Below are 22,288 nucleotides of genomic sequence, written 5' to 3'. Positions count from 1 at the left end.
CCTCGCTTGGTTCAGTTTCGGAACCTTGGGTAACGGGAGCGGGCATCGCGACACGATGCCCTGCCCTCTTAGAACCGACCGGCATGCCCTTATATGTTTCATGCAAGCGTTTGATAGGCGCCGCACCAAAAAACCCCACTAATGTGCCACAGCCCGGGCGACCACAACAATCCTCGCCATCCCGGGAAACGGCACTCGCGGCGCCTTCCCCCATCGTAAGGGGTGCCCCTTTGACGGTATTATGCCTATCATGGGTCGGACCTAGAAGCAAACGACCGTTTTAAAACCTATCGACGTTAGTGGTGCCCTCGGGACCCGGGCGTCGTCGCCGTGGGAGGAGACACATCCGATGACTGAACAAGTAGAGCGCGACTCCATGGACTTCGACGTGGTCATCGTCGGCGCCGGCCCCTCCGGCCTGGCCGCGGCCTGCCGCCTGATGCAGCAGGCCAATGAGGCGGAGCAGGAACTCACCGTGTGCGTGGTCGAGAAGGGCTCCGAGGTGGGCGCCCACATCCTCTCCGGGGCGGTCTTCGAGCCCCGCGCCCTCCAGGAGCTGTTCCCCGACTGGGAGGCACGCGGCGCGCCCCTGACCACCCCCGCCGTGCGCGACGAGCTCTACCTGCTCAAGGACGCCGAGAAGGCCCAGAAGCTGCCCAACGCCCTGGTGCCGCCGAGCATGCACAACACCGGCGGGGACATCACCCGCTATGTGATCAGCGCCGGCAACCTGTGCCGCTGGCTGGCCGAGCAGGCCGAGGAGCTCGGCGTCGAGGTCTTCCCCGGCTTCGCCGCCCAGGAGGTGATCGTCGAGGATGAAGCGGTCAAGGGCATCCTGATCGGTGACATGGGGGTCGCCGCGGATGGGTCGCCGAAGGATGGCTATATGCCGGGCATGGAGCTGCGCGCCAAGTACACCCTGCTCGCCGAGGGCGCCCGGGGCCACTTGGGCAAGCGCCTGATCGAGCGGTTCGACCTCGATGCCGGCAAGGACCCCCAGCACTACGGCATCGGCTTGAAGGAGCTGTGGGACATCCCCGCCGACAAGCACGAGCCGGGCCTGGTGCTGCACGGCTCCGGCTGGCCGCTGGACAGGCACACCCACGGCGGCTGGTTCCTCTACCATGCGGAGAATGCCCAGGTGGTGGTCGGCCTGATCATGGACCTGTCCTACCGGAACCCTTACCTGTCGCCCTTCGACGAGTTCCAGCGCATGAAGCACCATCCGGTGCTGGCCAGGCACCTGGAGGGCGGCAAGCGGGTCGCCTACGGCGCCCGGGCCATCGCCAAGGGCGGCCTCAACTGCCTGCCCAGGATGACCTTCCCCGGCGGGCTGTTGATCGGCTGCGACGCCGGCACCCTGAACTTCGCCAAGATCAAGGGCCTGCACACCGCCATGAAGTCCGGCATGGTGGCCGCCGAGGCGGTCTTCGAGGCCCTCGCCGGCGGCGACGAGGGCGGCGCCGAACTCACCGCCTTCGAGGGCAAGTGGCAGGCCAGTTGGGCCTATCATGAGCTCGACGAGAGCCGCAGCTTCGGCCCGGCGATCCACAAGTACGGCACCCTGGGTGGCGGCGCCTACAACTTCCTCGACCAACTGCTCGGCGGCAAGCTGCCGACGGTCCACGACACCACCCCGGACCACGCCACCCTGAAGAAGGCGGCCGAGTGCGAGAAGATCGACTACCCCAAGCCGGACGGCAAGCTGTCCTTCGACAAGCCCTCCTCGGTGTTCCTGTCCAACACCAACCACGAGGAGGACCAGCCCTGCCACCTCAAACTCGCCGATCCCGAGCTGCCGATCCGCGACAACCTGCCCGAGTATGCCGAGCCGGCCCAACGCTACTGCCCGGTCGGCGTCTACGAGGTGGTCGAGGACGAGGCGGGCAAGCCGAAGTTCCAGATCAACTTCCAGAACTGCATCCACTGCAAGACCTGCGACATCAAGGACCCGGCGCAGAACATCACCTGGGTGGCGCCGGAAGGCGGCGGCGGGCCGAACTACCCGAATATGTAAGCCGGAAGAAATGAAGAAGGAAGAGGTTCTTCTTCCTTCTTCAAGGCGCGCAGCGCCGCTCTTCAAACTCCAGGCGAAGCCTGGCGCAGCGCTTCCACCACCCGCTCCTGCTGCGCGGCCTCGAGGTAGGCATGCATGGGCAGGCTGAGGATGCGCTCGCATACCGCCTCACAGGCCGGCAGTCGACACCGGGGGTCGGCCAGGGCCGGCTGTCGATACAGCGGAGTGGGGTAGTGGACGGCGGTGGGAATGCCCGCCCCCGCCAGGCCCGCCTGGACCCGCTCCCGCTCGGCCACCTGGATGCTGTACTGGGCATGGATGCTGACGTTGCCGGGCGCCACCACCGGGCGCTCGACCGGCAGTTCGCCCAGCAGACGATCGTATCGCGCGGCCACGCCCCGGCGACGGCGTAGTTCCTCATCGAAGTCGTCGAGCTTCACCAGCAGGATCGCCGCCTGAAGGGTATCCAGGCGGCTGTTCATTCCCAGCCGCACGTGGTGGTAGCGGCCCGCCTCGCCATGGCGGGCGATGCTGCGCAGGGTCTCGGCCAGGTCGCCATCGTCGGTGAACAGGGCCCCGCCGTCGCCGTAGGCGCCCAGCGGCTTGCTGGGAAAGAAGCTGGTGGCCGCGACGCGGCTCAGGCCACAGGAGGGCCGGCCGTGCCGGCTGGCCCCGAAGCTCTGGGCGGCGTCCTCGAGCACCGCGAGCCCATGGCGTCGGGCCAGGACCTTCAACGCCGCCATGTCGGCGCACTGACCGAACAGCGAGACCGGCAAGATGGCCCGGGTACGCGGGGTGATCGCCGCCTCCACCCGCTCGACGGCCAGCAGGCAGGTCCGCGGATCGATGTCCACGTAGACCGGCCGGGCGCCGACCAGGGCCACGCTCTCCGCCGTGGCGACGAAGCTGAACCCGGGCACGATCACCTCGTCACCGGCGCCGACGCCGAGCCCCCGCAGGGCGATCTGCAGGGCATCGGTGCCGCTGGCGCAGGTGATGCAGTGGGCGACCCCGACCCGCCGGGCCAGCCGCCGCTCCAGCGCCTCCACCTCCGGGCCGAGCACGTAGCGGCCATGGCGTAGCACGGCTGCCATCGCGGCCTCGAGACGCGGTCCGAGGCGCGCCTGCTGGGCCCCCAGATCGATGAAGGGCATCATGTCGACTCACCCCGGGCCTGCACCATGGCCTGCAGCTGGGGGTGGGCCTCGCCGTCGCGAGGCGCCTCGGGGGTAGCGTGACGGATGGCATACACGGTTTCCAGGCAGTGACGCACGGCGTCGATGCCGAAGCCGCGTCCGGCCAGCACTTCCCGGTAGCTGACCGTATGCAGGTCCTCGAAGCCGCTGGAGAACTCGAAGGCCTCGCCGTCGCAGAGGATCGCCCGGTAGGTGGGCTGGCGGTCGCGCACCTCCTCCGGCAGGTCCTCGGCATCGATGGAGAGAAACCAGCGCACCCTGGCCTGTTCGTATTCCAGGTAGCCGGCGGCCTTGTGGTCGTCACTGTAGTGCAGCACCAGGCGCTCCAGCGCGCCGAACACCAGGTGCAGCATATCGAAGAAGTGCACGCCGATATCGGCCTCGACCCCGAACGACCGGCGCGGGTCGCCCTTCCAGCTCGCCTGGTACCAGGGTCCCCGGGAGGTGATATAGGTCAGCTCGACGTCGTACTTGGTATCACGCGCCTCGGCCACTACCTTGTCGCGCAGCTCATGGATCGCCGGATGGTGGCGCAGCTGCATGATGCTGTAGACGCGCCGGCCGGTCTCCTGCTCCACGCAACGCAACTCGTCGAGTTGGTCGGGGGTGGGCACCAGGGGCTTCTCGCAGATCACGTCGCAGCCCAACTGCAGGCCGGCGACCACATGGGCAGCATGCAGATGGTTGGGGGAGCAGATCGCCATGTAGTCCAGCGCCCGCGTCCCCTGACGCTTGAGCCGCCAGGCGTGTTCCAGGAAATACTCGAATTCGGTGAAGAAGGCACAGTCGGTCGAGATGGAATCGATGATGCCCACCGAGTCGTTGATGTCATAGGCCGCCACCAGGGCGTTGCCGGTGTCCTTGATGGCCTGCATATGGCGCGGCGCGATATAGCCGGCGGCGCCGATCAACGCAAAGTTCTTGCTCGCCACGGTATCGCCACTCCCTCCGCTGCCCTTCTTCGCACGCTGCGGGAAGCACCGAGGTCAGAGTAGACGCTGGCCAGCGGAGGCTCAACGCGTCTCACCGCGGCGACACTATTCACCTGGCACTTCCCTGTGCCGCGAGTAACCCGACATAAAAGCTTGCCGGGTTACTCGTGATCACCGCGGGCGATGGGTCGGGCGGGATCACGGATCCACTCGCTCCAGGAGCCGGGATAGAGCCGGGGCAGCGGTCGGCCGGCCACGGCGTAGGCCAGGATGTCGTGGCAGGCGGTGACGCCGGAGCCACAGTAGGCGATCACCGCGTCGCCCTCGGGGAGCTCCGCGTCCAGCACCTCGGGGGCCTTGAAGCGGCCGCTCTCGTCGAGGTTCTCGGCACTCGGCCGGCATACCGCTCCGGTGATATGCCCCGCCACCGGGTCCACGGGCTCGGCCTCGCCGCGGAAGCGCTCGCGGGCGCGGGCATCCACCTTGAGGGCGCGGCCGGAGAACACCTCGTCGGCGTCGACGCGGACGGCGTCGCGGTAGGCCGGCGTCCAGTCGCTCGGGGGCGGCAGGGGCTCACGGCCCAGCGGCAGCTCGCCGCCGGCATCCTGCCAGGCCCGAAGGCCGCCATCGAGCACGCGCACCTCGGGATGACCGGCCCAGCAGGCCAGCATCCACCAGGCGCGGGCCGCGGCCAGCTGACCGCCCTGGTCGTCGTAGACCACCACCGCGCGCCCGGGGGCGATGCCCAGTCGCTGGATCACCGCGGTGAAGGCCGCCGGCGGGGGCAAGGGGTGACGCCCGCCCGCGCCGGCGGGCGCGGCCAGGTCGCGGTCCAGGTCCAGGTGCTGGCTGCCGGGCACATGACCCTCCCGCCACAGCCGGTCGCCGGCATCCGGGTCGCCGAGCCGGGCTCGGCAGTCCAGCACCAGGGGGGGAGATTCGCCCTCGAGGGCGCGGGCCAGCTCTCTGGCCTCGATCAGCACACGATTCATGCGCGTTCTCCTTCCAGCAGTTCGATGGGCGCCCGACGGGCGATCAGCCGGCGTCGGCCGGCCCGGTGGAAGCGCACCTCGATCACGGGGTTGTCCGGATCCCCTTCCACCACGCTGATCTCGCCCTCGCCGAACACGGCATGGGTGAGGCGCTGGCCGACCCGGAAATCGCTGGCAGCCGGGGGCATCCCCGTCGGCACGGTGGCCTCCTCGATGGACAGCGAACGGCCCAGCGCCCCGACATAACGGCGTACCAGGCCCGGATGCGCGACCGCCAGCGGCGCCTCGCCCTCGCCTTCCCCTGCCAGGTGCTCGGCGACCCGCTGGCCATCCTGCCAGGCGGTCTCGCCGAGGAAGCGACTGGGCCGGTGGTCGCCACCGTCATGCAGCATGACCAACTGCTCCCGGGCCCGGGTGATGGCCACGTAGAACAGCCGACGCTCCTCCTCGAGGCGCGAGGGGGTCAAGGGGTTGTCCCGGGTGTAGTGGGGAAAGTCCTCCTCGTTGAGGCCCGCCAGCACCACCAGTGGCCACTCCAGGCCCTTGGCCCCGTGCACCGTGGTGATCAGCACCCCGTCATCGCGATTCTGCACCGGCCGGCGCAGCAGCTCGATGAAGGCCGCCAGGTCCGTCGCCTCGCCGGCCTGCTCGACCAGCACATCGAGCAGCCGCACGTCCTCCTCGCCCTTGTCGCGCCGTGCGGCGGCGCGCTTGAGCACCTTCTCCGCCTCCACGCTCTCGATCACGTGCTCGAGCAGGCGGGCCGGCGTCCAGCCGGCATGCCGGGGCAGCTCGCAGAGCAGCGCCCAGCGACGCTTCAGGGTCCGCCGCTGATGGGGCCTGAGGCCGGTCAGGAGGGGGTCGTGACGCTCCGGCCAGCGCCGGGTCTCGGCCAGGCGGGTGGCCAGCGCCACCAGGCGTTCCCGGGCGACGAAGGGGGTGGGCTGGGCGAGCAGGGTCAGCAGGTGGCCGGGATCCTGCAGCAGGCCGGCGTCCTGCGCCAGCATCAGGTAGCCCGCCAGGGCCTCCACCAGGGGCAGGCGAAACACGAAGCGATCCTCCCGGGACAGCCGGAAGGGCACCCCCTCGCGCAGCAGGGCCAGTTGCAGGGGCACCGACAGGGCCCAGCTGCGCACCAGCAGGCAGGCCTCGTCGAGCGCCCGGCCCCGGCGCTGCCAGCCGGCGAGTTCGCCGAGCAGCCCCTGGGTCCCCTGCCCCACCGCCAGCCGGGTGGCGGGGGTGCCGGGCGCGGCCAGGCAGAGCTGGTCGGGGCGACGCCGGTTGGCGGCGATGGCATGGTTGGCGGCCAGCGCCAGGGCATGACCGTGGCGAAAGGTGGTGGACAGCGGGTAGTCCCGCGCCTCGCCGAAGGTGGCGGTGAAGTTCTCGAGCATGGTGTCGGGGTGCGCCCCGCGCCACTCGTAGATGCACTGGTTAGCGTCGCCCACCGCCATCACCGCCGCCTGGTGCCCGGCCAGCACGGCCAGCAGGCGCTGCTGGGCCTGGTTGATGTCCTGGTACTCGTCGATGATGACGTGATCCAGGAAGCCCTGGACCCGCCCGCGCAGGGCCGGGTCGGCTTCCAGCGCCCGCAGGGGGCGGTAGAGCAGATCCGAATAGGTCATCAGGCCCTGCTCGGCCAGCAGGGCCTCGGCATGCTCGAAGGCGGCGACGAAGTGCTCGCTGTCCTCGCCGACATCGAGCCGGGCATAGAGTTCGGCGGGACTCGCCATCTCCGCCTTCACCAGGCCGCAGAAGTGGGCCAGGGCCTCGAGCTTCTCGGCCTCCAGTGCCGCCTCGCCGGGCTCGGGCAGTTCCTGCAGGGCCTGCTGGGTGGCATGGCGCAGCAGCCGCTCCAATTGCCAGTCGGCGGTGAGCAGCTGCCGGGGGGCGAGCGCGCCCCAGCGGGTCAGGCTCCGGGAGAGGCGATGCCCGAGGGAATGGAAGGTGCGCACGTCGGGTAGCGGCTGGCCGGCCGGGGCCATGGCCGCCAGCCGGGCCTGGAAGTCCTCCCGGGCGGAGCGGTTGAACATCAACACCAGGATCCGCCCCGGCGTCACGCCCCGCTCGAGCAGGTGCAGGACCCGGGCCACCATGGTGGTGGTCTTGCCCGCCCCGGCCACGGCCGCCACCCGGGCGTGGCCGCCCGGGTGGCCGACCACGGCCCGCTGCTCCGGCGTCAGCCTCATGGCGCCTCGCCGTCCAGCCGCCCCAGTGGCTGCCAGGCACCGCCGCTGGTCAGGCCGAGCGTCTCGCCGCGCCGTTCGGCGAGCTCCGCCAGGCGGTAGAAGACGTTGCGTCCCAGGCGTGCGGCGAGGCCGAAGCGGACCGGCACCTCGGGCACCGCCTCGCCCCGCGGCGTGGTCGTCACGACCAGGCGATGGGCGTCGTCGAGGCACAGCCGGTCGCCGACATTGGTGGTGAGCCACCAGTCGCCGGCCGCATCCGGCTCGGCATTGACGATGACGAAGGGATGGTCCTCGACGCGGATGCGCTGTTTCTCCACGGGGGTCACCAGGTAGTAGTCACCGTCGGCCTCGCGACGCAGGATGGTCGACAGCAGGCGCACCAGGCGCGGCCGGGAGATCACGCCGCCCTCGTGGATCCAGCGACCGTCGGCGGCGATGGTGAGGTCCATGTCGCCGACCCGCTCCGGCGCCCAGCGCTCCAGCGGGGGAATCTCGCCCTCCGGCTCGATGCCGGCCAGCAGGGTCTCCAGGTTCATGCTGCCCTCCTCGCTTGCGGCGACGGCCGCTAGCCCACCAGGCCTGCCCGGGCCAGGGTCTCACGGATCTCGGCCGGCGCCTCGGGGGCGGCCGCCCGGAACAGGCGATAGAAGTTGGCGGTGGTCTGCATGGCCACCTCCTCGACGCTGATGCCCCGCTCGGCGGCGATGCACTCGGCCACCTCCACCACCCAGGCCGGCTCGTTGGGCTTGCCACGATGGGGCACCGGGGCCAGGTAGGGGCTGTCGGTCTCGATCAGCATGCGGTCCAGCGGCAGGCGCCTGGCCAGCTCGCGGATCGCGCTGGCATTGCGGAAGGTGACGATGCCCGACAACGAGATGTAGAAGCCGTGGGCGACCGCCTCCCGGGCCATGTCCAGATCCTCGGTGAAGCAGTGCAGGACGCCCCCCACCCCGGGGTCCACGTGTTCGCGGATCAGCGCCAGGGTGTCTTCCCGGGCCTCACGGGTGTGGATGATCACCGGCAGCTCGAGCTCGGTGGCCGCGACCAGGTGGCGACGGAAGCGCTCGTGCTGGACCTCCCGGGACACGCCCGCGTAGTGATAGTCGAGACCGGTCTCGCCGATGGCCACCGCGCCGAAGCGCTCGGCGCAGTCCTTGATGGCCGCCACGCTGGGCTCCTCGGGCACCTGGTGGAGGGGGTGGACCCCGGCGGAGATCACCACGTCGTCGTGCGCCCGGGCCAGGGCGGCGATCCCCGGCACCTCCTCCAGGGTGACGGCGATGGCCAGGAACTGGCGCACGTCGCGGGCCCGGGCGGCGTCCAGGGCGGCGGCGACATCGCCGTCATGGGTGCGGGGATCGAGACGATCGAGATGGCAGTGGGAGTCAATGAACATGAAAATCTTCGGCGATAGGTGACTAAAAGTTATAAGAGGGAAGAAACAAGAGGGAAGAAAAACATATAGCCTGTCTTCCCTCTTCCCTCTTCCCTCTTCCCTCTTCCCTCTTCCCTCTTCCCTCTTCCCTCTTCCCTCTTCAAAGGGTGTAGGTCGGGGCGCCCTTGTCCAGCTGGCCGGCCAGCAGGTTCTCGATATGGTCGCGCACCCCCTGGTCCTCGGCGCTGAAGTGGATGCCGATGCCCGGCACCCGGCGTCCGGAGACGCCCTCCGGGGAGACCCACACGACCCGGCCGGTCACCGGCACCCGCTCGGTCTCGTCGGGCAGGGTCAGCAGCAGGAAGACCTCCTGGCCGAGCTCGTAGCGCTCCCGGGTGGGCACGAAGATGCCGCCACGCTCCAACGCCGGCATGTAGGCCGAGAGCAGGGTCGGGATGTCCTGGATGGTCAGGGAGAGGGCTTTCTGTGCGGCCATCGATCGAGCCTCCTTCATCAAGAGCGCAGCAGCGCGGACCAGCGGACCAGCCAGGCCTCGAGCACCAGCTGAGGATTGGGGTTGCCGCCCTCGGCCAGCAGGCGCCGTTGTTCGCGAGCATAGTCCAGGAGCCGGAACCAGTCGCGGACCCGGCCGTTCTTGACCGCCTGACGATACAGTGGCAGCAGGTCGGGATTGCGCAACGCCTCGGTGCCCCCGGACAGCCCCAGACGAATCAGGTCCTCGAGCCAGGCGATACCGTACCACAGGATGGCATCGATGGACTGGCGATCAAGGCGGGCGGCCTCGGCCACCGGCTCGGCGCCCCGTACCAGGGCGTCGAAAGTCTCGTGCAGCTGCTGGCGCAGCCCCCGGGCGTCCGGTTCGGCGAGTTCCAGGGCGCGCAGCGGCAGGCCGCCGGCGGCCCGCCACCAGAAGCGGGCCTCCTCCTCGCCGCCGAGGCGCTCGGCGAGCCAGTCCAGGCAGTCGGCCTCGGCCGGGGGGGCCAGACTCCAGTGCTGGCAGCGGGAGCGGATGGTCGGCAGCAGGTGCGAGGGAATGTCCGAGAGCAGCAGGAAGAGGGTCCGCCCGCCGGGCTCCTCGAGGCTCTTCAGCAGGGCGTTGGAGGCGGCCACGTTCATGGCCTCCGCGGGGCTGATGACGATCACCCGATAGCCGCCCTGCTGGGCGGTCTGGGCGACGAAGCCGTTGACCTCGCGGATCGGGGCGATGCGGATCTGGCGCTTGCCCTCCTCCGGCGCGACGCGCAGCAGGTCGGGATGGTAGCCGGCGGCCAGCATCCGGCAGGCATGGCAGCGGCCACAGGCGAACTCGCCGGGAGCGGCGCACAGGGTGCGGGCGATCAGCGCCTCGGCCAGGGAGGGCTTGCCGACCCCATGGGGTCCGGAGAACAACAGGGCATGAGGCAGGCGACCGCTGTCGGCGAGCCGCACGAGTTCGCGCCAGCGCGACGCCAGCCAGGGCAACGGACGCACGGGGGCAGCCTCGCTCATCGCCAGGCCTCCAGACGGCGGTCGAGGGCCACGCCCAGCTCGGCCCGGACCGCCGCCAGGGGCCGGTCGGCATCGACCACCAGCATGCGCTCCGGGGCGGCGGCGGCCCGTGCCAGGTAGGCCCGGCGGACCGCCTCGAAGAACTCGGCCCGTTCGCGCTCGAAGCGGTCCCGCTCACCGCCGTCGCGGTCGAGCCGGCCCGCCAGGCGACGCTGGGCGGCCTCCATGGGCATGTCCAGCAGCAGGGTCAGGTCCGGCTGCAGGCCCTGCTGGACGAAGGCCTCGAGCTCGGCGATGCGCCCGGCCGCGATGCCGCGTCCCCCTCCCTGGTAGGCGAAGGTGGCATCGGTGAAGCGATCGCAGACCACCCAGGCGCCGCGGGCCAGGGCCGGGCGCACCAGCCGGGCCAGGTGCTGGGCGCGCGCGGCGAAGACCAGCAGCAGCTCGGCGTCGTCGTCCAGCGGCTCGTCCGTGGCCGGGTCCAGCAGCAGGCCGCGGATGGCCTCGGCGCGAGGGGTGCCGCCGGGCTCCCGGGTGCGCACCACCTCGAGGCCCCGGGCCTCGAGGTGCTCGGCGACCCAGGCCAGGTTGGTGGACTTGCCCACCCCCTCGCCGCCTTCCAGGGTGATGAAACGTCCGCGACTCGACATAGGGCCTTCCCGGTTGGGGTGAATGGATCAGCGGTTGCGGATATACCGGTTGACGGCATTGTTGTGCTCGCGCAGCGACCGCGAGAAGTGATGGGAGCCGTCGCCCCGGGCCACGAAGTAGAGGGCCTCGCCCTCGGCCGGCGACACCGCGGCCGCCAGGGCGGCCCGCCCCGGCAGGGCAATGGGGGTGGGCGGCAGCCCATCGATCACGTAGGTATTGTAGGATGTGGCCGCGCGCAGGTCGGCACGGGTGATGTTGCCGTCGTAGGCGTCGCCCATGCCGTAGATCACGGTGGGGTCGGTCTGCAGCCGCATGCCCCGCTCGAGGCGCCGCGCGAAGACCCCGGCGATGCGCCGGCGCTCCTCGGGCACCCCGGTCTCGCGCTCCACCAGGGACGCCAGGATCAACGCCTCGTAGGGGGTCTCGATGGGCAGCCCCTCGTCGCGCCCGGTCCAGGCCTCCTCGAGCATGGCGTCCATGCGCGTCATCGCCTGACGCAGGATCTCGAGGTCGCTGACGCCCTTGTGATAGCGATAGGTATCGGGGAAGAAGCGCCCCTCGGGATGCTTGCCCTCGCGCCCCAGCATCGCCATCACCTCGGCGTCGCTGCGCCCCCGGGTGCGGTGCTCGAGCTTCTCCGCCTCGTCGAGTGCCGCGCGCATCTGGGCGAAGGTCCAGCCCTCGGGGACGGTCAGCGGGTAGGTGACCACCTCGTGGCGGTCCAGCAGCCCGAGCATCTCCCGGCCGGTCATCTCCGGGGTCAGGCGATACTCCCCCGGGCGCAGGTCGGGCACCGCCTCGGGCTCGAGCCGCGTCAGCAGGCGATAGGCCCAGGCGTCGGCGATGACGCCTTGCTCGGCGAGCTCGGCGATCACCTGGTGGAAGCCCGCCCCGCCCGGCACCTCATAGAGGGCCGGCGAGGCGATGGCCAGCGGTGCCTCGAGCCGGGCCTGCCAGTAGCGGTATCCCCCGCCCAGGGCCAGCGCCAGCAGGATCACCAGTGGCGGCAGGAGCTTGATCACACGGGGCATGCGTTGTCCTCGTTCACTCGGTTGAATCGCCCGGCTGGCGCGGGTAACCCAGCAGCCCATGGGCCTCGGCCTGGAGGGCCCGGTGGTGACGCCCCGGCGACCAGCGGGCCAGCGGGCGCCCCTCGGCATCATCGAGGCGGGTCAGCGGCCAGACGCCCTGCACGGAGTTGCCCAGGCACACGGCCTCGCTGCTCGCCAGCACCTCGGGGGAGGCGTCCACCTCGCGGAGGTCCAGACGAGCCAGCAGCGCCTCGCGCAGGGTGCCGGCCACGCCGCAACGGTGCAGGCGAGGCGTCTCCCAGTGACCCTCGCGCCACCAGAAGAGGTTCATGCAGGTGGCCTCGACCAGCCGCCCTTGGGTATCACTGAGCAGCCCCTCGGCGATCTCGGGATCGGACCACTCCGCCCGGGCCAGCACGTTTTCCAGCCGGTTGAGGTGCTTGAGGCCGGCGAGGCGTGGCTGGATCGCCAGGGAGAGCTGGCAGTGGCGGACCCGCACGCCCCGCCAGCGCGACGGCGAGGGCGAAAACGGCGCGACCTGCCAGCGCAGGCGGGGCGTCGGGGCGTCGGGGGGCAGGTAGCCGCGTCCACCGCTGCCGCGGGTCAGCACCAGCTTGAGCACCGCGAGGCCCTCGCCGGCGCGGGCCGGGAGGGCATCGAGGGTCGCCCGGGCCGGCAACGCAATGCCCAGCGCCTCGCCGCCCCGGGCCAGCCGCGCCAGGTGCTGCTCCCACAGCAGCGGCACGCCGTCGCGCACCAGTACGGTCTCGAAGAGGCCGTCGCCATAGGCCAGCCCCCGGTCGTCGAAGGGGACGCCCTCGCCGGGGACGGGCTGTGCCGGCGACCCGCTCACACCCTGGAGAAGACCAGGGTGCCGTTGGTGCCACCGAAGCCGAAGGAGTTCGACAGGCTGATGTCGATCCTCATCTCCCGGGCGGTATGGGGCACGTAGTCCAGCACGCAGCCTTCCTGGGGGGTGTCGAGATTGATGGTCGGCGGCGCCACCTGGTCGCGGATGGCCAGCACGCTGAAGACCGCCTCGACGGCCCCGGCGGCCCCGAGCAGGTGGCCGATCATCGACTTGGTGGAACTCACCGCCACGTCCCGGGCCGCATCGCCCAGGACCCGCTCGACCGCCCGGCTCTCGGCCAGGTCACCGGCCGGCGTGGAGGTGCCGTGGGCATTGATGTAGTCCACGGTCGCCGGATCGAGGCCGGCATCGCGGATGGCATTGCTCATGGACATGGCGGCACCCCGACCATCTTCCGGCGGCGCGGTCATGTGATAGGCGTCGTCGCTCATGCCGAAGCCGGTGAGCTCGGCGTAGATGGTCGCGCCCCGGGCCTGGGCGTGCTCGAGTTCCTCGAGCACCATGACGCCGGCCCCGTCGGAGAGCACGAAGCCGTCGCGGTCGCGATCCCAGGGGCGGCTGGCCGCCGCGGGGTCGTCGTTGCGCGTGGACAGCGCCCGCGCCGCGGAGAAGCCGCCCAGCCCCAGCGGCGTGGTGGCCATCTCGGCGCCACCGCAGACCATCACGTCGGCGTCGCCGTAGGCGATGGTCCGGGCGCTGTAGCCGATGTTGTGGGTGCCCGTGGTACAGGCCGTGGTGATGGCGATGTTGGGCCCGCAGAAGCCATGCTGGATGGCCAGGTTGCCCGAGATCATGTTGATGATCGAGCCCGGCACGAAGAACGGCGAGATGCGCCGCGCGCCGCCCTTCTGCAGGGCGCTGTGGTTGTGCTCGATCATCGGCAGGCCGCCGATGCCGGAGCCGATGGCCACGCCGATGCGGTGGGCGTTGTCCTCGGTGCACTCGATGCCGGCATCGCTGATCGCCTGGGCACCGGCGGCCACCCCGTACTGGATGAACAGGTCCATCTTCCTGGCATCCTTGGGGTTCAGGTAGGGGCTGATGTCGAAATCCTTCACCGAGCCACCGAAACGGGTATTGAAGCCACTGGCATCGAAGTGCTCGATGGGGGCGATACCGCTCTGGCCGGCCAGAATGTTGCCCCAGCTCTCATCGACGGTGTTCCCCACTGGCGTGACCAGGCCCAGCCCGGTCACTACAACCCTTCTACGAGCCATCAGCTTTCCTCCAGACATCCGTAGTGACACGACCCTCGACGGGCCTTCTTTGCGCGCATTATACCCGAGTCCACCCCCGCTGTGACCGACGAAGGACAGCCCCATAGCACGAGAGCCGCCCTGCGCGGCAGGACGGCTCTCACCGGGGCTCGCTGCCCCGGATACACCTCAGCAAGCGGTGTCGAGCACCCTTACTGGTGGGTGTTGACGTAATCGATGGCTTCCTGAACGGTGGTGATCTTCTCGGCTTCCTCGTCGGGGATTTCGGTGTCGAATTCCTCTTCGAGCGCCATCACCAGCTCGACGGTATCCAGGGAATCGGCGCCGAGATCTTCGGTGAATGAAGAAGAGTTCTGGATGTCTTCTTCCTTGACGTTCAGGCGCTCGGCCACAACCTTCTTCACGCGCTCTTCGATGGTGCTCATTATGACGTACTCCAGTCGTTCACGTTAGCCGTTCTGATTACCAGCCGTTTCAATTCCGCGAGCCATAAGCTGCGGGGTAGTTTATAGACCGCTCTGGGTCGACGCAACCGCCGCATGACGCGGCATTACCGCATGTTCATGCCGCCATTGACGTGCAGTGTTTCGCCGGTGATATAGCCGGCCGCCTCGCTCGTCAAGAAGCCCACCGCGGCGGCGATCTCCTCGGGCTGGCCGAGGCGCGACAGCGGGATCTGACCGAGCAGGGCCTGGCGCTGCTCCTCCGGCAGGGACTCGGTCATGTCGGTGGCGATGAACCCCGGGGCCACGGCATTGACGGTGATGGCGCGGGATGCCACCTCGCGGGCCAGGGCCCGGCTGAAGCCTTCCATGCCGGCCTTGGCCGCCGCATAGTTGGCCTGACCCAGGTTGCCCATGGTCGCCACCACCGAGCTGATCGACACGATACGGCCGAAACGGGCCCTGGTCATGCCACGCAGGCAGGCCTTGCTGACCCGGTAGACCGACTTCAGGTTGGCATCCATGACCGCGTCCCACTCGTCTTCCTTCATGCGCATGAGCAGGTTGTCACGGGTGATGCCGGCATTGTTGACCAGGATGGTCGGCGCACCGAACTCCTCGCCGATGGCCTTGAGCAGCGCATCCACGCTGGCCTGGTCGGTGACGTCCAGGCGGCGCCCCGCCCCCTCGAAGCCCTGGGCCTTGAGGTCGGCATCGATGCGCTCGGCCCCGGCCTCGCTGGTGGCGGTGCCGATCACGATGCGCCCCTGGCGACCCAGTTCATGGGCGATGGCGCGGCCGATGCCGCGACTGGCCCCGGTGATCAGGGCGACTCTACGCTCGGTTGTCATGCTCTCTTCCGTTCTCGTCCAGGAGATGGGTCAGCCGTTGGCCGACGGTGACTGGCCGGCCGCTTCACGGGCCAGCTCCAGAGCCGCCAAGAGGCTGTCGGGGTCATTGACCGCCAGCCCCCGGCTGCCCCGGGCGATACGCTTGTTGAGCCCGGTGAGCACCTTGCCCGGCCCGCACTCGATGAACACCTCGGCGCCCTGGGCAGACATCGCCTCGATGCACGAGGTCCAGCGCACCGGCTGGTAGAGCTGCTCGATCAGGCGCGTGCGCAGTGTCTCGACGTCGGCATGGGCCTCGGCGTCGACATTCTGGACCACGGTATAGCGCGGCGGCCGCAGCTCGATGCGGTCCATGGCCTCGGCCAGACACTCGGCGGCCGGACGCATCAGGTCGCAATGCGACGGCACCGACACCGGCAGGGGCATGGCGCGCTTGGCCCCGGCCGCCTGGCAGGCGGCAATGGCCCGCTCCACGGCGGCCTTGCTGCCGGCGATGACCACCTGCCCGGGGGCATTGTAGTTGACCGCCGCCACCACGTCGCCTTCGCCGGCCTGGGCACAGGCCTGCTCCACGGCGGCGTCGTCGAGGCCCAGGATGGCGGCCATCGCGCCCTCGCCCATGGGCACGGCCGCCTGCATCGCCTCGCCGCGCAGCTTGACCAGCCGCACCCCGTCGGCGAAGGGCAAGGCACCGGCGCAGACCATGGCGCTGTATTCACCCAGGCTGTGCCCGGCCATGGCCCCGGGGCGCGGCCCCTCGAGCTCCTGCCAGACACGCCAGATCGCCACGCTGGCCGTCAGCAGCGCCGGCTGGGTACAGGCCGTGGCATTGAGCGCCTCGGCGGGGCCTTCCTGGACCACCTGCCAGAGGTCATATCCCAGCGCATCGGCGGCCTCCTCGAAGGTCGCGCCCACTACGCTGTAGCGCTCCGCCAGCTCGCGCAGCATGCCGATCTGCTGGGAGCCCTGCCCGGGGAAGATGAGGGCAAGGGGTTGTGTCATGTCGATCACCTTTGCTCTTGTTGGCTTGCATCGTCCCCGGCCGCGTCCGTGACGCTCGGGGCAATGATCCTGGCTCCACTGTCGACTCGGTCGTCGACGACGGCCGAGTCGACGGCGGACCGCCGGTGGTCGAGTTCCATGGCGAGCCGGTCCGGCAGGCCATGGCGCACCTCCTGCACCGCCCGCGCCACCGCGAAGTGGAATCCCGCGGCATCGGCGCTGCCGTGGCTCTTGACGACGATGCCCGCCAGCCCCAGCAGGCTGGCGCCGTTGTAGCGCACCGGGTCCAGCTCCCGGCGCAGGCGCGCCAGGGCGGGCCTGGCCAGCAGGCCGACCAGCCGGCTCGACCAGTGGGCCTCGAAGGTCGCCTGCACCCGGCGCACCAGCATCCGCGCCAGGCCCTCGCTGGCCTTGAGCACGGCATTGCCGACGAAGCCGTCGCAGACCACGACATCGACCTCGCCGGAGAAGATCCCGTCGCCCTCGATAAAGCCGAGATAGTTCAGCCCCTCGAGCCGCCGCAGGGCCTCGTCGGCCCGCTGCACGCTGACGGTCCCCTTGGTGCCCTCCACCCCGACGTTGAGCAGGGCGACGCGCGGATGCGCGAGACCGTCGACATGGCGCGCCATGACCTCGCCCATCAGGGCGAAGTCGATCAGGCGGGCCGCCTCGACATCGACGTTGGCGCCGAGGTCGAGCAGGTAGCAGCGGCCCTCCTCGCGGGTCGGGATGGCCGTGCTGATCGCCGGACGCGGCACGCCGCCGACCGTCCCCAGCGCCCGCCGGGCCAGGGCCATGAGGGCTCCGGTGTTGCCGGCACTGACGCCGGCCTCGGCCCCGCCCGCGGCGAGGCAGTCGAGCATGGCGGCCATGCTGGTGTCGCGCCCATGGCGCAGGGCCTGGGCGGGACGCTGATCCTCACGCACCACGGCCGGCGCATCCTCGACCCATAGATGCGACGACGCCGCGGCCAGTGGCCGCGGCAGCCGGGAGATCTCCTCGTCCAGCAGGCGGGCAGGGCCGAACAGCCGGATCTCGAGATCGGGGTCGGCCATGACGGCACCGGCGGCGCCTACCACGGTGGCGCGGGGACCCAGATCCCCGCCCATGGCATCCACGGCTATCCGCATGTCAGCGGCCAGGCGTCACGGCAAAGAGGGCGTCGTCGCCTCAGGCGTCGACGACCTTGCGACCGCGATAGAAGCCGTCCGGGGAGACGTGGTGACGCAGGTGAGTGGTACCGGTCTCCTTGTCCTGGGACAGCGCCTGGCCGGTCAGGGCGTCGTGGCTGCGACGCATGCCGCGCTTGGAACGGGTCTTGCGGTTCTGTTGAACTGCCATGAGATATCACTCCAGAGTGAATCGATGAGTATCAGGTTTTGCCCTTGAGGTGCTTGAGCACGTCGAAGGGACTCTTGGGGGACGCCTCCGACGCGTCGGAGGCCGCCCCGCTGCTCAGCTGGTCGCGCGAGACCGCGCAATCGGCCTCGTCGTGGTAAACCACCTGGGGCAGGCTGAGGATGAGCTCATCCTCGACCACCCCCAGCAGGTTCAGCTGTTCGTTCTCCACCAACACCGGCTCGTGGGTGCTCGGCAGGTCGGCCGCCAAGGCGTCGCTGGTGACCATGCCCAGCAGGAAGTCGCTGGCGACGTCCTGGGCCATGGGCGAGAGGCAGCGGCGACAGGGCAGCTGCAGCTCGGCCTCGAGATGACCGCTGATCACTCGACGCCCCTGGGCATCGATGGTGAAGTCCAGCCACACCCGGGCGTCACCCCGCTGCGCCCCGACCTCGTCGGCGAGCCGCGGCAGGTCGGCCAGCGCCACCAGGCCTTCGAGATGTTCGGCATGCGCGGCGAGCCTGTAAGGCTCGACCCTGCCAGGGAGTCGTGAGGTCAACATAGGCGCGCAATGATAGGCACTCCCCCTGCCCCTGTCAAAGCCACCGTGATTCGCGGTTACAATGCCCGCGGGGCGCAGGGTTGCGCCCTCGCCACAGCGGCGTTCGACCACCTCCGGAGGACCTCCCATGCCACGCCTGGTGCTCGCCTCGAGCTCCCGCTTCCGCCGCCAGCTGCTCGACCGTCTGGAGATCCCCTACGCCTGGGACAGTCCCGACATCGACGAGACGCCCCGCCCCGGAGAATCCCCCCGGGCGCTGGTACACCGCCTCTCTCTGGCCAAGGCCGAACGACTGGCCGCCGACTGGCCGGACCACCTGATCATCGGCTCCGACCAGGTCGCGGTCTTCGACGGCGAGGCGCTGGGCAAGCCCGCCGACGAGGCCGCCGCCCGCGCCCAGCTGGCCCGCTTCTCGGGACGCCGGGTCAGCTTCCTGACCGGGCTGGCGCTGATCGACACGCGCCACGCCAGCCACCGGGTCTGCCACGAGCGCTACGACGTGATCTTCCGCCGCCTCGGCGCCGACGAGATCGCCCGCTACGTGGCCCGGGAACGCCCCCTGGACGCCGCCGGCAGCTTCCATATGGAAGGGCTCGGCATCAGCCTGTTCGAGCGGCTCGAGGGCGACGATCCCAACACCCTGGTCGGCCTGCCGCTGATCCGGCTGTGCGCGCTGCTGCGCGAGGCCGGACTGGATCCGCTGGGCGTGCCGTAACAGGGACGAGAAGAAGAGGGAAGAAAGGGATGGCCACCCGTCTTCCCTCTTTCTGCCGCGAAGCGGCGTCCTTCCTTCTGCTCTCTTCAATAGAGCTGATAGCGCAGCGGTGAATCGGCCCGCGGCACCCCGACCCATTCGGCGACGACGCGCCCGAAGCGCCGCGTCAGCCGCTCGAAGGGATCGAGCCGCGGGGTGTAGTCCTTGACCCGCGGCGTCTCGAGGCGCGCCCGGGCGATGCCGTCGAGGCTGTCGAGGTCATCCACCAGCCCCAGCGCCCGGGCCTGCTCGCCGGTCCAGATCAACCCGCTGAACAGCCGCTCGTCATCGGCCAGCCGCTGGCCCCGGCCGGCCTTGACGTCCTCGATGAACTGGCGGTGAGTGGTGGACAGGACCTTCTGCCAGAACGCCCGCTGATCGGCGGAGATCTCCGAGAAGGGGTCGAGGAAGGCCTTGTTCTCGCCGGCCGTGAAGACCCGTCGCTCCACGCCGAGCCGGTCGATGGCCTCGTCGAAGCCGAAACCGGCGTGGATCACCCCGATGGAGCCGACCAGGCTGGCCGGGGCGGCGACGATCTCGTCCGCCGCCGCGGCGATATAGTAGGCACCACTGGCACCGATATCCTCGATCACCGCGATGATCGGCTTGTCGCCCGAGGCGCGCAGGCGCATCAGCTCGTCATGGATGCGCTGGGACTGGACCGGGCTGCCGCCGGGACTGTCGATGTGCAGCACCACCGCCTCGGCCCCGGGCGCCTTCCAGGCCCGCTCGACCCCCTCGAGGATCCGCTCGGCGTTGGCCGGGGACTCGCGGTCGATGACGCCCTCCACGCGCACCACCCCCAGGTGCGGCCCCTCCGCCGCCACCGGCCCCGGCACCAGGAAGAGCCCATAGAGGGTGGTGGCCAGCGAGGTCAGGATCAGCAGGACGAAGAAGAAGCGGAAGAACAGCTTCCAGCGCCGCGAGCGCCGCTGCTCGGTGAGCACCCCGTCGATCCAGCGGTCGAGCATCGCCTGCTGGGCGAGGCGACGTCGCTCGCGCAGCGTCTCGGCATCCTCCGCCGAATCGGCGGGCGCCGGCTGCCCCTCCCTCGCCTGGCGCGCCTGCTCGGCGGTGAGCTCGGGGCCCCGGGTCCACTTGTCGTCGTGTCGATCGTCGGCCATGAAATGCTTGCCTCCCTGCCGCCGCTCAGGCGTGCAGCCAGTCGATGAGTTCGGGAAAGGCCTCGGCGGTGAACACCGGTCGGCTCGCCGCCAGGCGCTGCGGGGCGTGCACGCCGTAGGTCACGGCGACGCGATCCATGCCCAGGGCCCGGGCCATCTCCAGGTCGTATTCGGTGTCGCCGATCATCACCGCCTCCTCCACCGCCACGCCGAGCTCCTCCAGCAGCTCCTCCAGCATCCGGGGATGGGGCTTGGAGCGGGTCTCGTCGGCGGTGCGGCTGGCATGGAACCAGTGGCCGCAGTCGCTCTCGCGGAAGATCCGGTCGAGCCCCCGCCGGCTCTTTCCGGTGGCCACCGCCAGGCGGGTCGCGTCATCGGCGCGCAGCCGGGCCAGGCCCTCGGCGACCCCGGGATAGAAGGGCATCGGGGTGACGTCCCCCTCGACGAAGTGGTAGGCATAGCGCCCCCGCAGCGCCTCGGCACGCTCGGGGTCGATACCCGGGCAGAGCCGCGCGATGGCCTCGGGCAGGCCCAGGCCGATGATATCTCGCACCTCGTCCTCGCCGAGCTCCCCCCAGCCGATTTCGCGCCCCGCGGCCTGCATGCAGGCGACGATGCGGGCCACGGAATCCATCAGGGTACCGTCCCAGTCGAAGATCATCAGTCGATAGCGCATGGGCATCCCCTCAGCGGTCCTGGCGTGCACGGGCGAGCACCGCGTCGAGTTCCTCGCCCAGGGGGGCGCGGATCTTCACGGGCCTGCCACTGGTGGGCTCGGGAAAGGTCAGCGCGGCGGCATGCAGGAAGAGCCGCGACAGCCCCAGCCGGGCGGCAAGACGCCCGCCCTCCCGGGTGCCGTACTTGTCGTCGCCGAGCAGCGGGTAGCCGGCATGAGCGGCATGCACGCGGATCTGATGGGTACGGCCGGTGATCGGCTCCGCCTCGACCAGGGTCGCGCCGGCGAAGGCCTCGCGCACCGCGAAGCGGGTACGGGCCACCTTGCCGGCCGGATCCACCCGCACGCGCCGCTCGCCATTGCCGGCGTCGAAGCGATCCAGCCGCGCGCTGACGAAGTCCCGACGCGCCGGCCAGCGCCCGGCCACCAGCGCCAGGTACTGCTTGGTCATCTCGTGGCGCTTGAGGGCATTGTTCAGGGTCAACAGGGCGGGACGCGACTTCGCCAGCAGCAGGCACCCCGAGGTATCACGATCGAGACGATGCACCAGCTCGAGGAAGTCCAGGTCCTCGCGAACCTGGCGCAGGGCCTCGATCAGGCCGATCTTGACCCCGCTGCCGCCATGCACGGCGAGCCCCGAGGGCTTGTTGATCACCAGCCAATCGCGGCCTTCCAGCAGCACACTGCCGGCCAGCAGGTTGCGCAGGCTGTCGCTGACCTCGCGCACCGCCTCCCGGGGAGCCAGCCGCAGCGGCGGGATGCGCACCACATCCCCCAGCGCCAGCCGGGTGTCGGCCTTGACGCGTTTCTTGTTCACACGCACCTCGCCCTTGCGCACGATGCGGTAGATCAGCGCCCGGGGCGCCCCCTTCATGCGCGTCATCAGGAAGTTGTCGACCCGCTGGCCCACCTGGCCCTCGGTCACTTCCACCCACTGTACTTCGCGGCCCTCGGCCATGCCGGCACTCCACTGGCAACCTGCGGAAAAGCCGCATTCTATCGCAGTGCGCGCCATCCTGCCGCCCAATTGCCGGTCACCCCCTTTACTGTTATATTGCCAACTCGCTCCAGTGGGCCGACTCTGGCCCGTTCGAGCGCCTGCACGACAGACACGCAGGCCGGAGCGAAAAGATCAGGCCGCGACGACACTCGCCGATTCGAGGTCCCGCCGCCGACAAGCAAGCGATACAACGCCACGCCCGCCCCGCCCCGATGAACGGGCGGCGATCACGGGATACGTACAACATCGTGCCGGAGGCCGGCGTTGGCGAATCGATGAATGCCAGGTGTTGGCGGTGACCGCAGGGCCGGATGGGCGAAGACCCGCCGAGACATGTCCTGCCTCCGCCCCGTACTCAACATGATCATGCCGTGCCGGGCGGCCTCCACCGGAGCCCCGACACGGCCGGGCGCAGTTCCGCATCCGCGACATGCGCTGAGCACAAGCACGCAGCACCCAGCGGTTCGCCTTCGCCGACGCACGGAAGCCTCTCGGGCTTGACCGATCGTCGTGAGAGGCCTGGATTTCGAGACAAGTTTGGTGATCCCGGAGACGAAT

Annotated in this window: 23 protein-coding genes; 2 read left to right on the top strand and 21 right to left on the bottom strand. The window is 70.1% G+C overall.

Annotated features, from left to right (window positions below; all coding sequences use genetic code 11):
- Positions 1-349: 349 nt before the first annotated feature.
- The gene (locus FHR97_RS12310) at positions 350-2,017 is read left to right on the top strand and encodes an electron transfer flavoprotein-ubiquinone oxidoreductase (RefSeq protein ID WP_183384104.1); all 1,668 of its coding nucleotides are present in this window, start codon (positions 350-352) and stop codon (positions 2,015-2,017) included.
- A gap of 62 nt (positions 2,018-2,079) precedes the next feature.
- Here FHR97_RS12310 and FHR97_RS12305 read toward each other — a convergent pair whose 3' ends face one another.
- From FHR97_RS12305 to FHR97_RS12220, 18 genes are all read right to left on the bottom strand, one after another.
- Positions 2,080-3,174, bottom strand: coding sequence for a DegT/DnrJ/EryC1/StrS family aminotransferase (locus tag FHR97_RS12305; RefSeq protein ID WP_183384103.1), 1,095 nt, complete (start codon positions 3,172-3,174; stop codon positions 2,080-2,082).
- A complete protein-coding gene (locus FHR97_RS12300) occupies positions 3,171-4,145 on the bottom strand; it encodes a Gfo/Idh/MocA family oxidoreductase (protein WP_343065597.1) in 975 nt (324 codons plus the stop codon). Before FHR97_RS12300 ends, FHR97_RS12305 begins: the two co-directional genes overlap by 4 nt.
- Positions 4,146-4,306: 161 nt before the next feature.
- A complete protein-coding gene (locus FHR97_RS12295) occupies positions 4,307-5,137 on the bottom strand; it encodes a sulfurtransferase (RefSeq protein WP_183384102.1) in 831 nt (276 codons plus the stop codon).
- Positions 5,134-7,326, bottom strand: coding sequence for an ATP-dependent helicase (locus tag FHR97_RS12290; RefSeq protein WP_183384101.1), 2,193 nt, complete (start codon positions 7,324-7,326; stop codon positions 5,134-5,136). The genes FHR97_RS12295 and FHR97_RS12290 overlap by 4 nt, the downstream gene beginning before the upstream one ends.
- Positions 7,323-7,862 carry a DUF1285 domain-containing protein gene (locus tag FHR97_RS12285; RefSeq protein ID WP_183384100.1) on the bottom strand — a complete coding sequence of 180 codons (540 nt, stop codon included), beginning with the start codon at positions 7,860-7,862 and terminating at the stop codon, positions 7,323-7,325. Before FHR97_RS12285 ends, FHR97_RS12290 begins: the two co-directional genes overlap by 4 nt.
- Positions 7,863-7,891: 29 nt before the next feature.
- On the bottom strand, positions 7,892-8,722 hold the full coding sequence (locus tag FHR97_RS12280; RefSeq protein ID WP_183384099.1) for a TatD family hydrolase: 831 nt from the start codon (positions 8,720-8,722) through the stop codon (positions 7,892-7,894).
- A gap of 139 nt (positions 8,723-8,861) precedes the next feature.
- A complete protein-coding gene (locus tag FHR97_RS12275) occupies positions 8,862-9,197 on the bottom strand; it encodes a PilZ domain-containing protein (RefSeq protein ID WP_183384098.1) in 336 nt (111 codons plus the stop codon).
- 17 nt (positions 9,198-9,214) lie between these two features.
- Positions 9,215-10,210 carry a DNA polymerase III subunit delta' gene (locus FHR97_RS12270; RefSeq protein ID WP_183384097.1) on the bottom strand — a complete coding sequence of 332 codons (996 nt, stop codon included), beginning with the start codon at positions 10,208-10,210 and terminating at the stop codon, positions 9,215-9,217.
- Positions 10,207-10,860, bottom strand: a complete 654-nt coding sequence (gene tmk, locus FHR97_RS12265) for a dTMP kinase (RefSeq protein WP_183384096.1) — start codon at positions 10,858-10,860, stop codon at positions 10,207-10,209. The genes FHR97_RS12270 and tmk overlap by 4 nt, the downstream gene beginning before the upstream one ends.
- A gap of 27 nt (positions 10,861-10,887) precedes the next feature.
- Positions 10,888-11,892: an endolytic transglycosylase MltG gene (mltG, locus tag FHR97_RS12260; protein ID WP_183384095.1), complete on the bottom strand. Its 1,005-nt coding sequence runs from the start codon at positions 11,890-11,892 to the stop codon at positions 10,888-10,890.
- Between the two features lie 13 nt (positions 11,893-11,905).
- Positions 11,906-12,745, bottom strand: a complete 840-nt coding sequence (gene pabC / locus FHR97_RS12255; RefSeq protein WP_183384094.1) for an aminodeoxychorismate lyase — start codon at positions 12,743-12,745, stop codon at positions 11,906-11,908.
- Complete coding sequence (fabF, locus tag FHR97_RS12250) at positions 12,742-13,980, bottom strand: beta-ketoacyl-ACP synthase II (RefSeq protein WP_183384093.1); 1,239 nt, start codon at positions 13,978-13,980, stop codon at positions 12,742-12,744. Before fabF ends, pabC begins: the two co-directional genes overlap by 4 nt.
- Positions 13,981-14,171: 191 nt before the next feature.
- Positions 14,172-14,405, bottom strand: coding sequence for an acyl carrier protein (gene acpP, locus FHR97_RS12245; RefSeq protein WP_083005609.1), 234 nt, complete (start codon positions 14,403-14,405; stop codon positions 14,172-14,174).
- A gap of 125 nt (positions 14,406-14,530) precedes the next feature.
- Complete coding sequence (gene fabG, locus FHR97_RS12240; RefSeq protein ID WP_183384092.1) at positions 14,531-15,274, bottom strand: 3-oxoacyl-ACP reductase FabG; 744 nt, start codon at positions 15,272-15,274, stop codon at positions 14,531-14,533.
- Between the two features lie 30 nt (positions 15,275-15,304).
- Positions 15,305-16,276 carry an ACP S-malonyltransferase gene (gene fabD / locus FHR97_RS12235; protein WP_183384091.1) on the bottom strand — a complete coding sequence of 324 codons (972 nt, stop codon included), beginning with the start codon at positions 16,274-16,276 and terminating at the stop codon, positions 15,305-15,307.
- A gap of 5 nt (positions 16,277-16,281) precedes the next feature.
- Entirely contained in the window at positions 16,282-17,406 is a 1,125-nt protein-coding gene (gene plsX / locus FHR97_RS12230; RefSeq protein WP_183384090.1) for a phosphate acyltransferase PlsX, read from the bottom strand.
- A gap of 40 nt (positions 17,407-17,446) precedes the next feature.
- Positions 17,447-17,617, bottom strand: a complete 171-nt coding sequence (gene rpmF / locus FHR97_RS12225) for a 50S ribosomal protein L32 (RefSeq protein ID WP_097788703.1) — start codon at positions 17,615-17,617, stop codon at positions 17,447-17,449.
- A gap of 31 nt (positions 17,618-17,648) precedes the next feature.
- Positions 17,649-18,176 (bottom strand): YceD family protein, encoded by a 528-nt coding sequence (locus FHR97_RS12220; RefSeq protein ID WP_183384089.1) that lies wholly within the window; start codon positions 18,174-18,176, stop codon positions 17,649-17,651.
- A 127-nt stretch (positions 18,177-18,303) separates the two neighbouring features.
- On the opposite strand from FHR97_RS12220, the gene FHR97_RS12215 reads away from it, so the two are divergent.
- On the top strand, positions 18,304-18,891 hold the full coding sequence (locus tag FHR97_RS12215; protein WP_183384088.1) for a Maf family protein: 588 nt from the start codon (positions 18,304-18,306) through the stop codon (positions 18,889-18,891).
- An 86-nt stretch (positions 18,892-18,977) separates the two neighbouring features.
- Here the strand turns inward: FHR97_RS12215 and sppA are convergent, their stop codons facing one another.
- Genes sppA through FHR97_RS12200 form a run of 3 tightly spaced genes read right to left on the bottom strand, consistent with a single transcriptional unit; the run spans position 18,978 to position 21,688 of the window.
- Positions 18,978-20,054 carry a signal peptide peptidase SppA gene (gene sppA / locus FHR97_RS12210; protein ID WP_183384087.1) on the bottom strand — a complete coding sequence of 359 codons (1,077 nt, stop codon included), beginning with the start codon at positions 20,052-20,054 and terminating at the stop codon, positions 18,978-18,980.
- 25 nt (positions 20,055-20,079) lie between these two features.
- A complete protein-coding gene (locus tag FHR97_RS12205) occupies positions 20,080-20,730 on the bottom strand; it encodes an HAD family hydrolase (protein ID WP_183384086.1) in 651 nt (216 codons plus the stop codon).
- A gap of 10 nt (positions 20,731-20,740) precedes the next feature.
- The gene (locus FHR97_RS12200; RefSeq protein WP_183384085.1) at positions 20,741-21,688 is read right to left on the bottom strand and encodes an RluA family pseudouridine synthase; all 948 of its coding nucleotides are present in this window, start codon (positions 21,686-21,688) and stop codon (positions 20,741-20,743) included.
- Positions 21,689-22,288: the final 600 nt, after the last annotated feature.

It is taken from the genome of Halomonas stenophila, assembly GCF_014192275.1.
In the GTDB taxonomy this organism is placed as follows: Bacteria; Pseudomonadota; Gammaproteobacteria; order Pseudomonadales; family Halomonadaceae; genus Halomonas; species Halomonas stenophila.
Note: the sequence above shows the minus strand (reverse complement) of the source record. Positions and strands in the feature narration are given on the sequence as shown.

Bases quoted from the DNA above. Each gene is read 5' to 3' on its own strand.
- FHR97_RS12310 (WP_183384104.1), top strand. From the start codon at position 350: ATGACTGAACAAGTAGAGCGCGACTCCATGGACTTCGACGTGGTCATC.
- FHR97_RS12305 (WP_183384103.1), bottom strand. From the start codon at position 3,174: ATGATGCCCTTCATCGATCTGGGGGCCCAGCAGGCGCGCCTCGGACCG.
- FHR97_RS12295 (WP_183384102.1), bottom strand. From the start codon at position 5,137: ATGAATCGTGTGCTGATCGAGGCCAGAGAGCTGGCCCGCGCCCTCGAG.
- FHR97_RS12290 (WP_183384101.1), bottom strand. From the start codon at position 7,326: ATGAGGCTGACGCCGGAGCAGCGGGCCGTGGTCGGCCACCCGGGCGGC.
- FHR97_RS12285 (WP_183384100.1), bottom strand. From the start codon at position 7,862: ATGAACCTGGAGACCCTGCTGGCCGGCATCGAGCCGGAGGGCGAGATT.
- FHR97_RS12280 (WP_183384099.1), bottom strand. From the start codon at position 8,722: ATGTTCATTGACTCCCACTGCCATCTCGATCGTCTCGATCCCCGCACC.
- FHR97_RS12275 (WP_183384098.1), bottom strand. From the start codon at position 9,197: ATGGCCGCACAGAAAGCCCTCTCCCTGACCATCCAGGACATCCCGACC.
- FHR97_RS12270 (WP_183384097.1), bottom strand. From the start codon at position 10,210: ATGAGCGAGGCTGCCCCCGTGCGTCCGTTGCCCTGGCTGGCGTCGCGC.
- tmk (WP_183384096.1), bottom strand. From the start codon at position 10,860: ATGTCGAGTCGCGGACGTTTCATCACCCTGGAAGGCGGCGAGGGGGTG.
- mltG (WP_183384095.1), bottom strand. From the start codon at position 11,892: ATGCCCCGTGTGATCAAGCTCCTGCCGCCACTGGTGATCCTGCTGGCG.
- fabF (WP_183384093.1), bottom strand. From the start codon at position 13,980: ATGGCTCGTAGAAGGGTTGTAGTGACCGGGCTGGGCCTGGTCACGCCA.
- acpP (WP_083005609.1), bottom strand. From the start codon at position 14,405: ATGAGCACCATCGAAGAGCGCGTGAAGAAGGTTGTGGCCGAGCGCCTG.
- fabG (WP_183384092.1), bottom strand. From the start codon at position 15,274: ATGACAACCGAGCGTAGAGTCGCCCTGATCACCGGGGCCAGTCGCGGC.
- fabD (WP_183384091.1), bottom strand. From the start codon at position 16,276: ATGACACAACCCCTTGCCCTCATCTTCCCCGGGCAGGGCTCCCAGCAG.
- plsX (WP_183384090.1), bottom strand. From the start codon at position 17,406: ATGCGGATAGCCGTGGATGCCATGGGCGGGGATCTGGGTCCCCGCGCC.
- rpmF (WP_097788703.1), bottom strand. From the start codon at position 17,617: ATGGCAGTTCAACAGAACCGCAAGACCCGTTCCAAGCGCGGCATGCGT.
- FHR97_RS12220 (WP_183384089.1), bottom strand. From the start codon at position 18,176: ATGTTGACCTCACGACTCCCTGGCAGGGTCGAGCCTTACAGGCTCGCC.
- FHR97_RS12215 (WP_183384088.1), top strand. From the start codon at position 18,304: ATGCCACGCCTGGTGCTCGCCTCGAGCTCCCGCTTCCGCCGCCAGCTG.
- sppA (WP_183384087.1), bottom strand. From the start codon at position 20,054: ATGGCCGACGATCGACACGACGACAAGTGGACCCGGGGCCCCGAGCTC.
- FHR97_RS12205 (WP_183384086.1), bottom strand. From the start codon at position 20,730: ATGCGCTATCGACTGATGATCTTCGACTGGGACGGTACCCTGATGGAT.
- FHR97_RS12200 (WP_183384085.1), bottom strand. From the start codon at position 21,688: ATGGCCGAGGGCCGCGAAGTACAGTGGGTGGAAGTGACCGAGGGCCAG.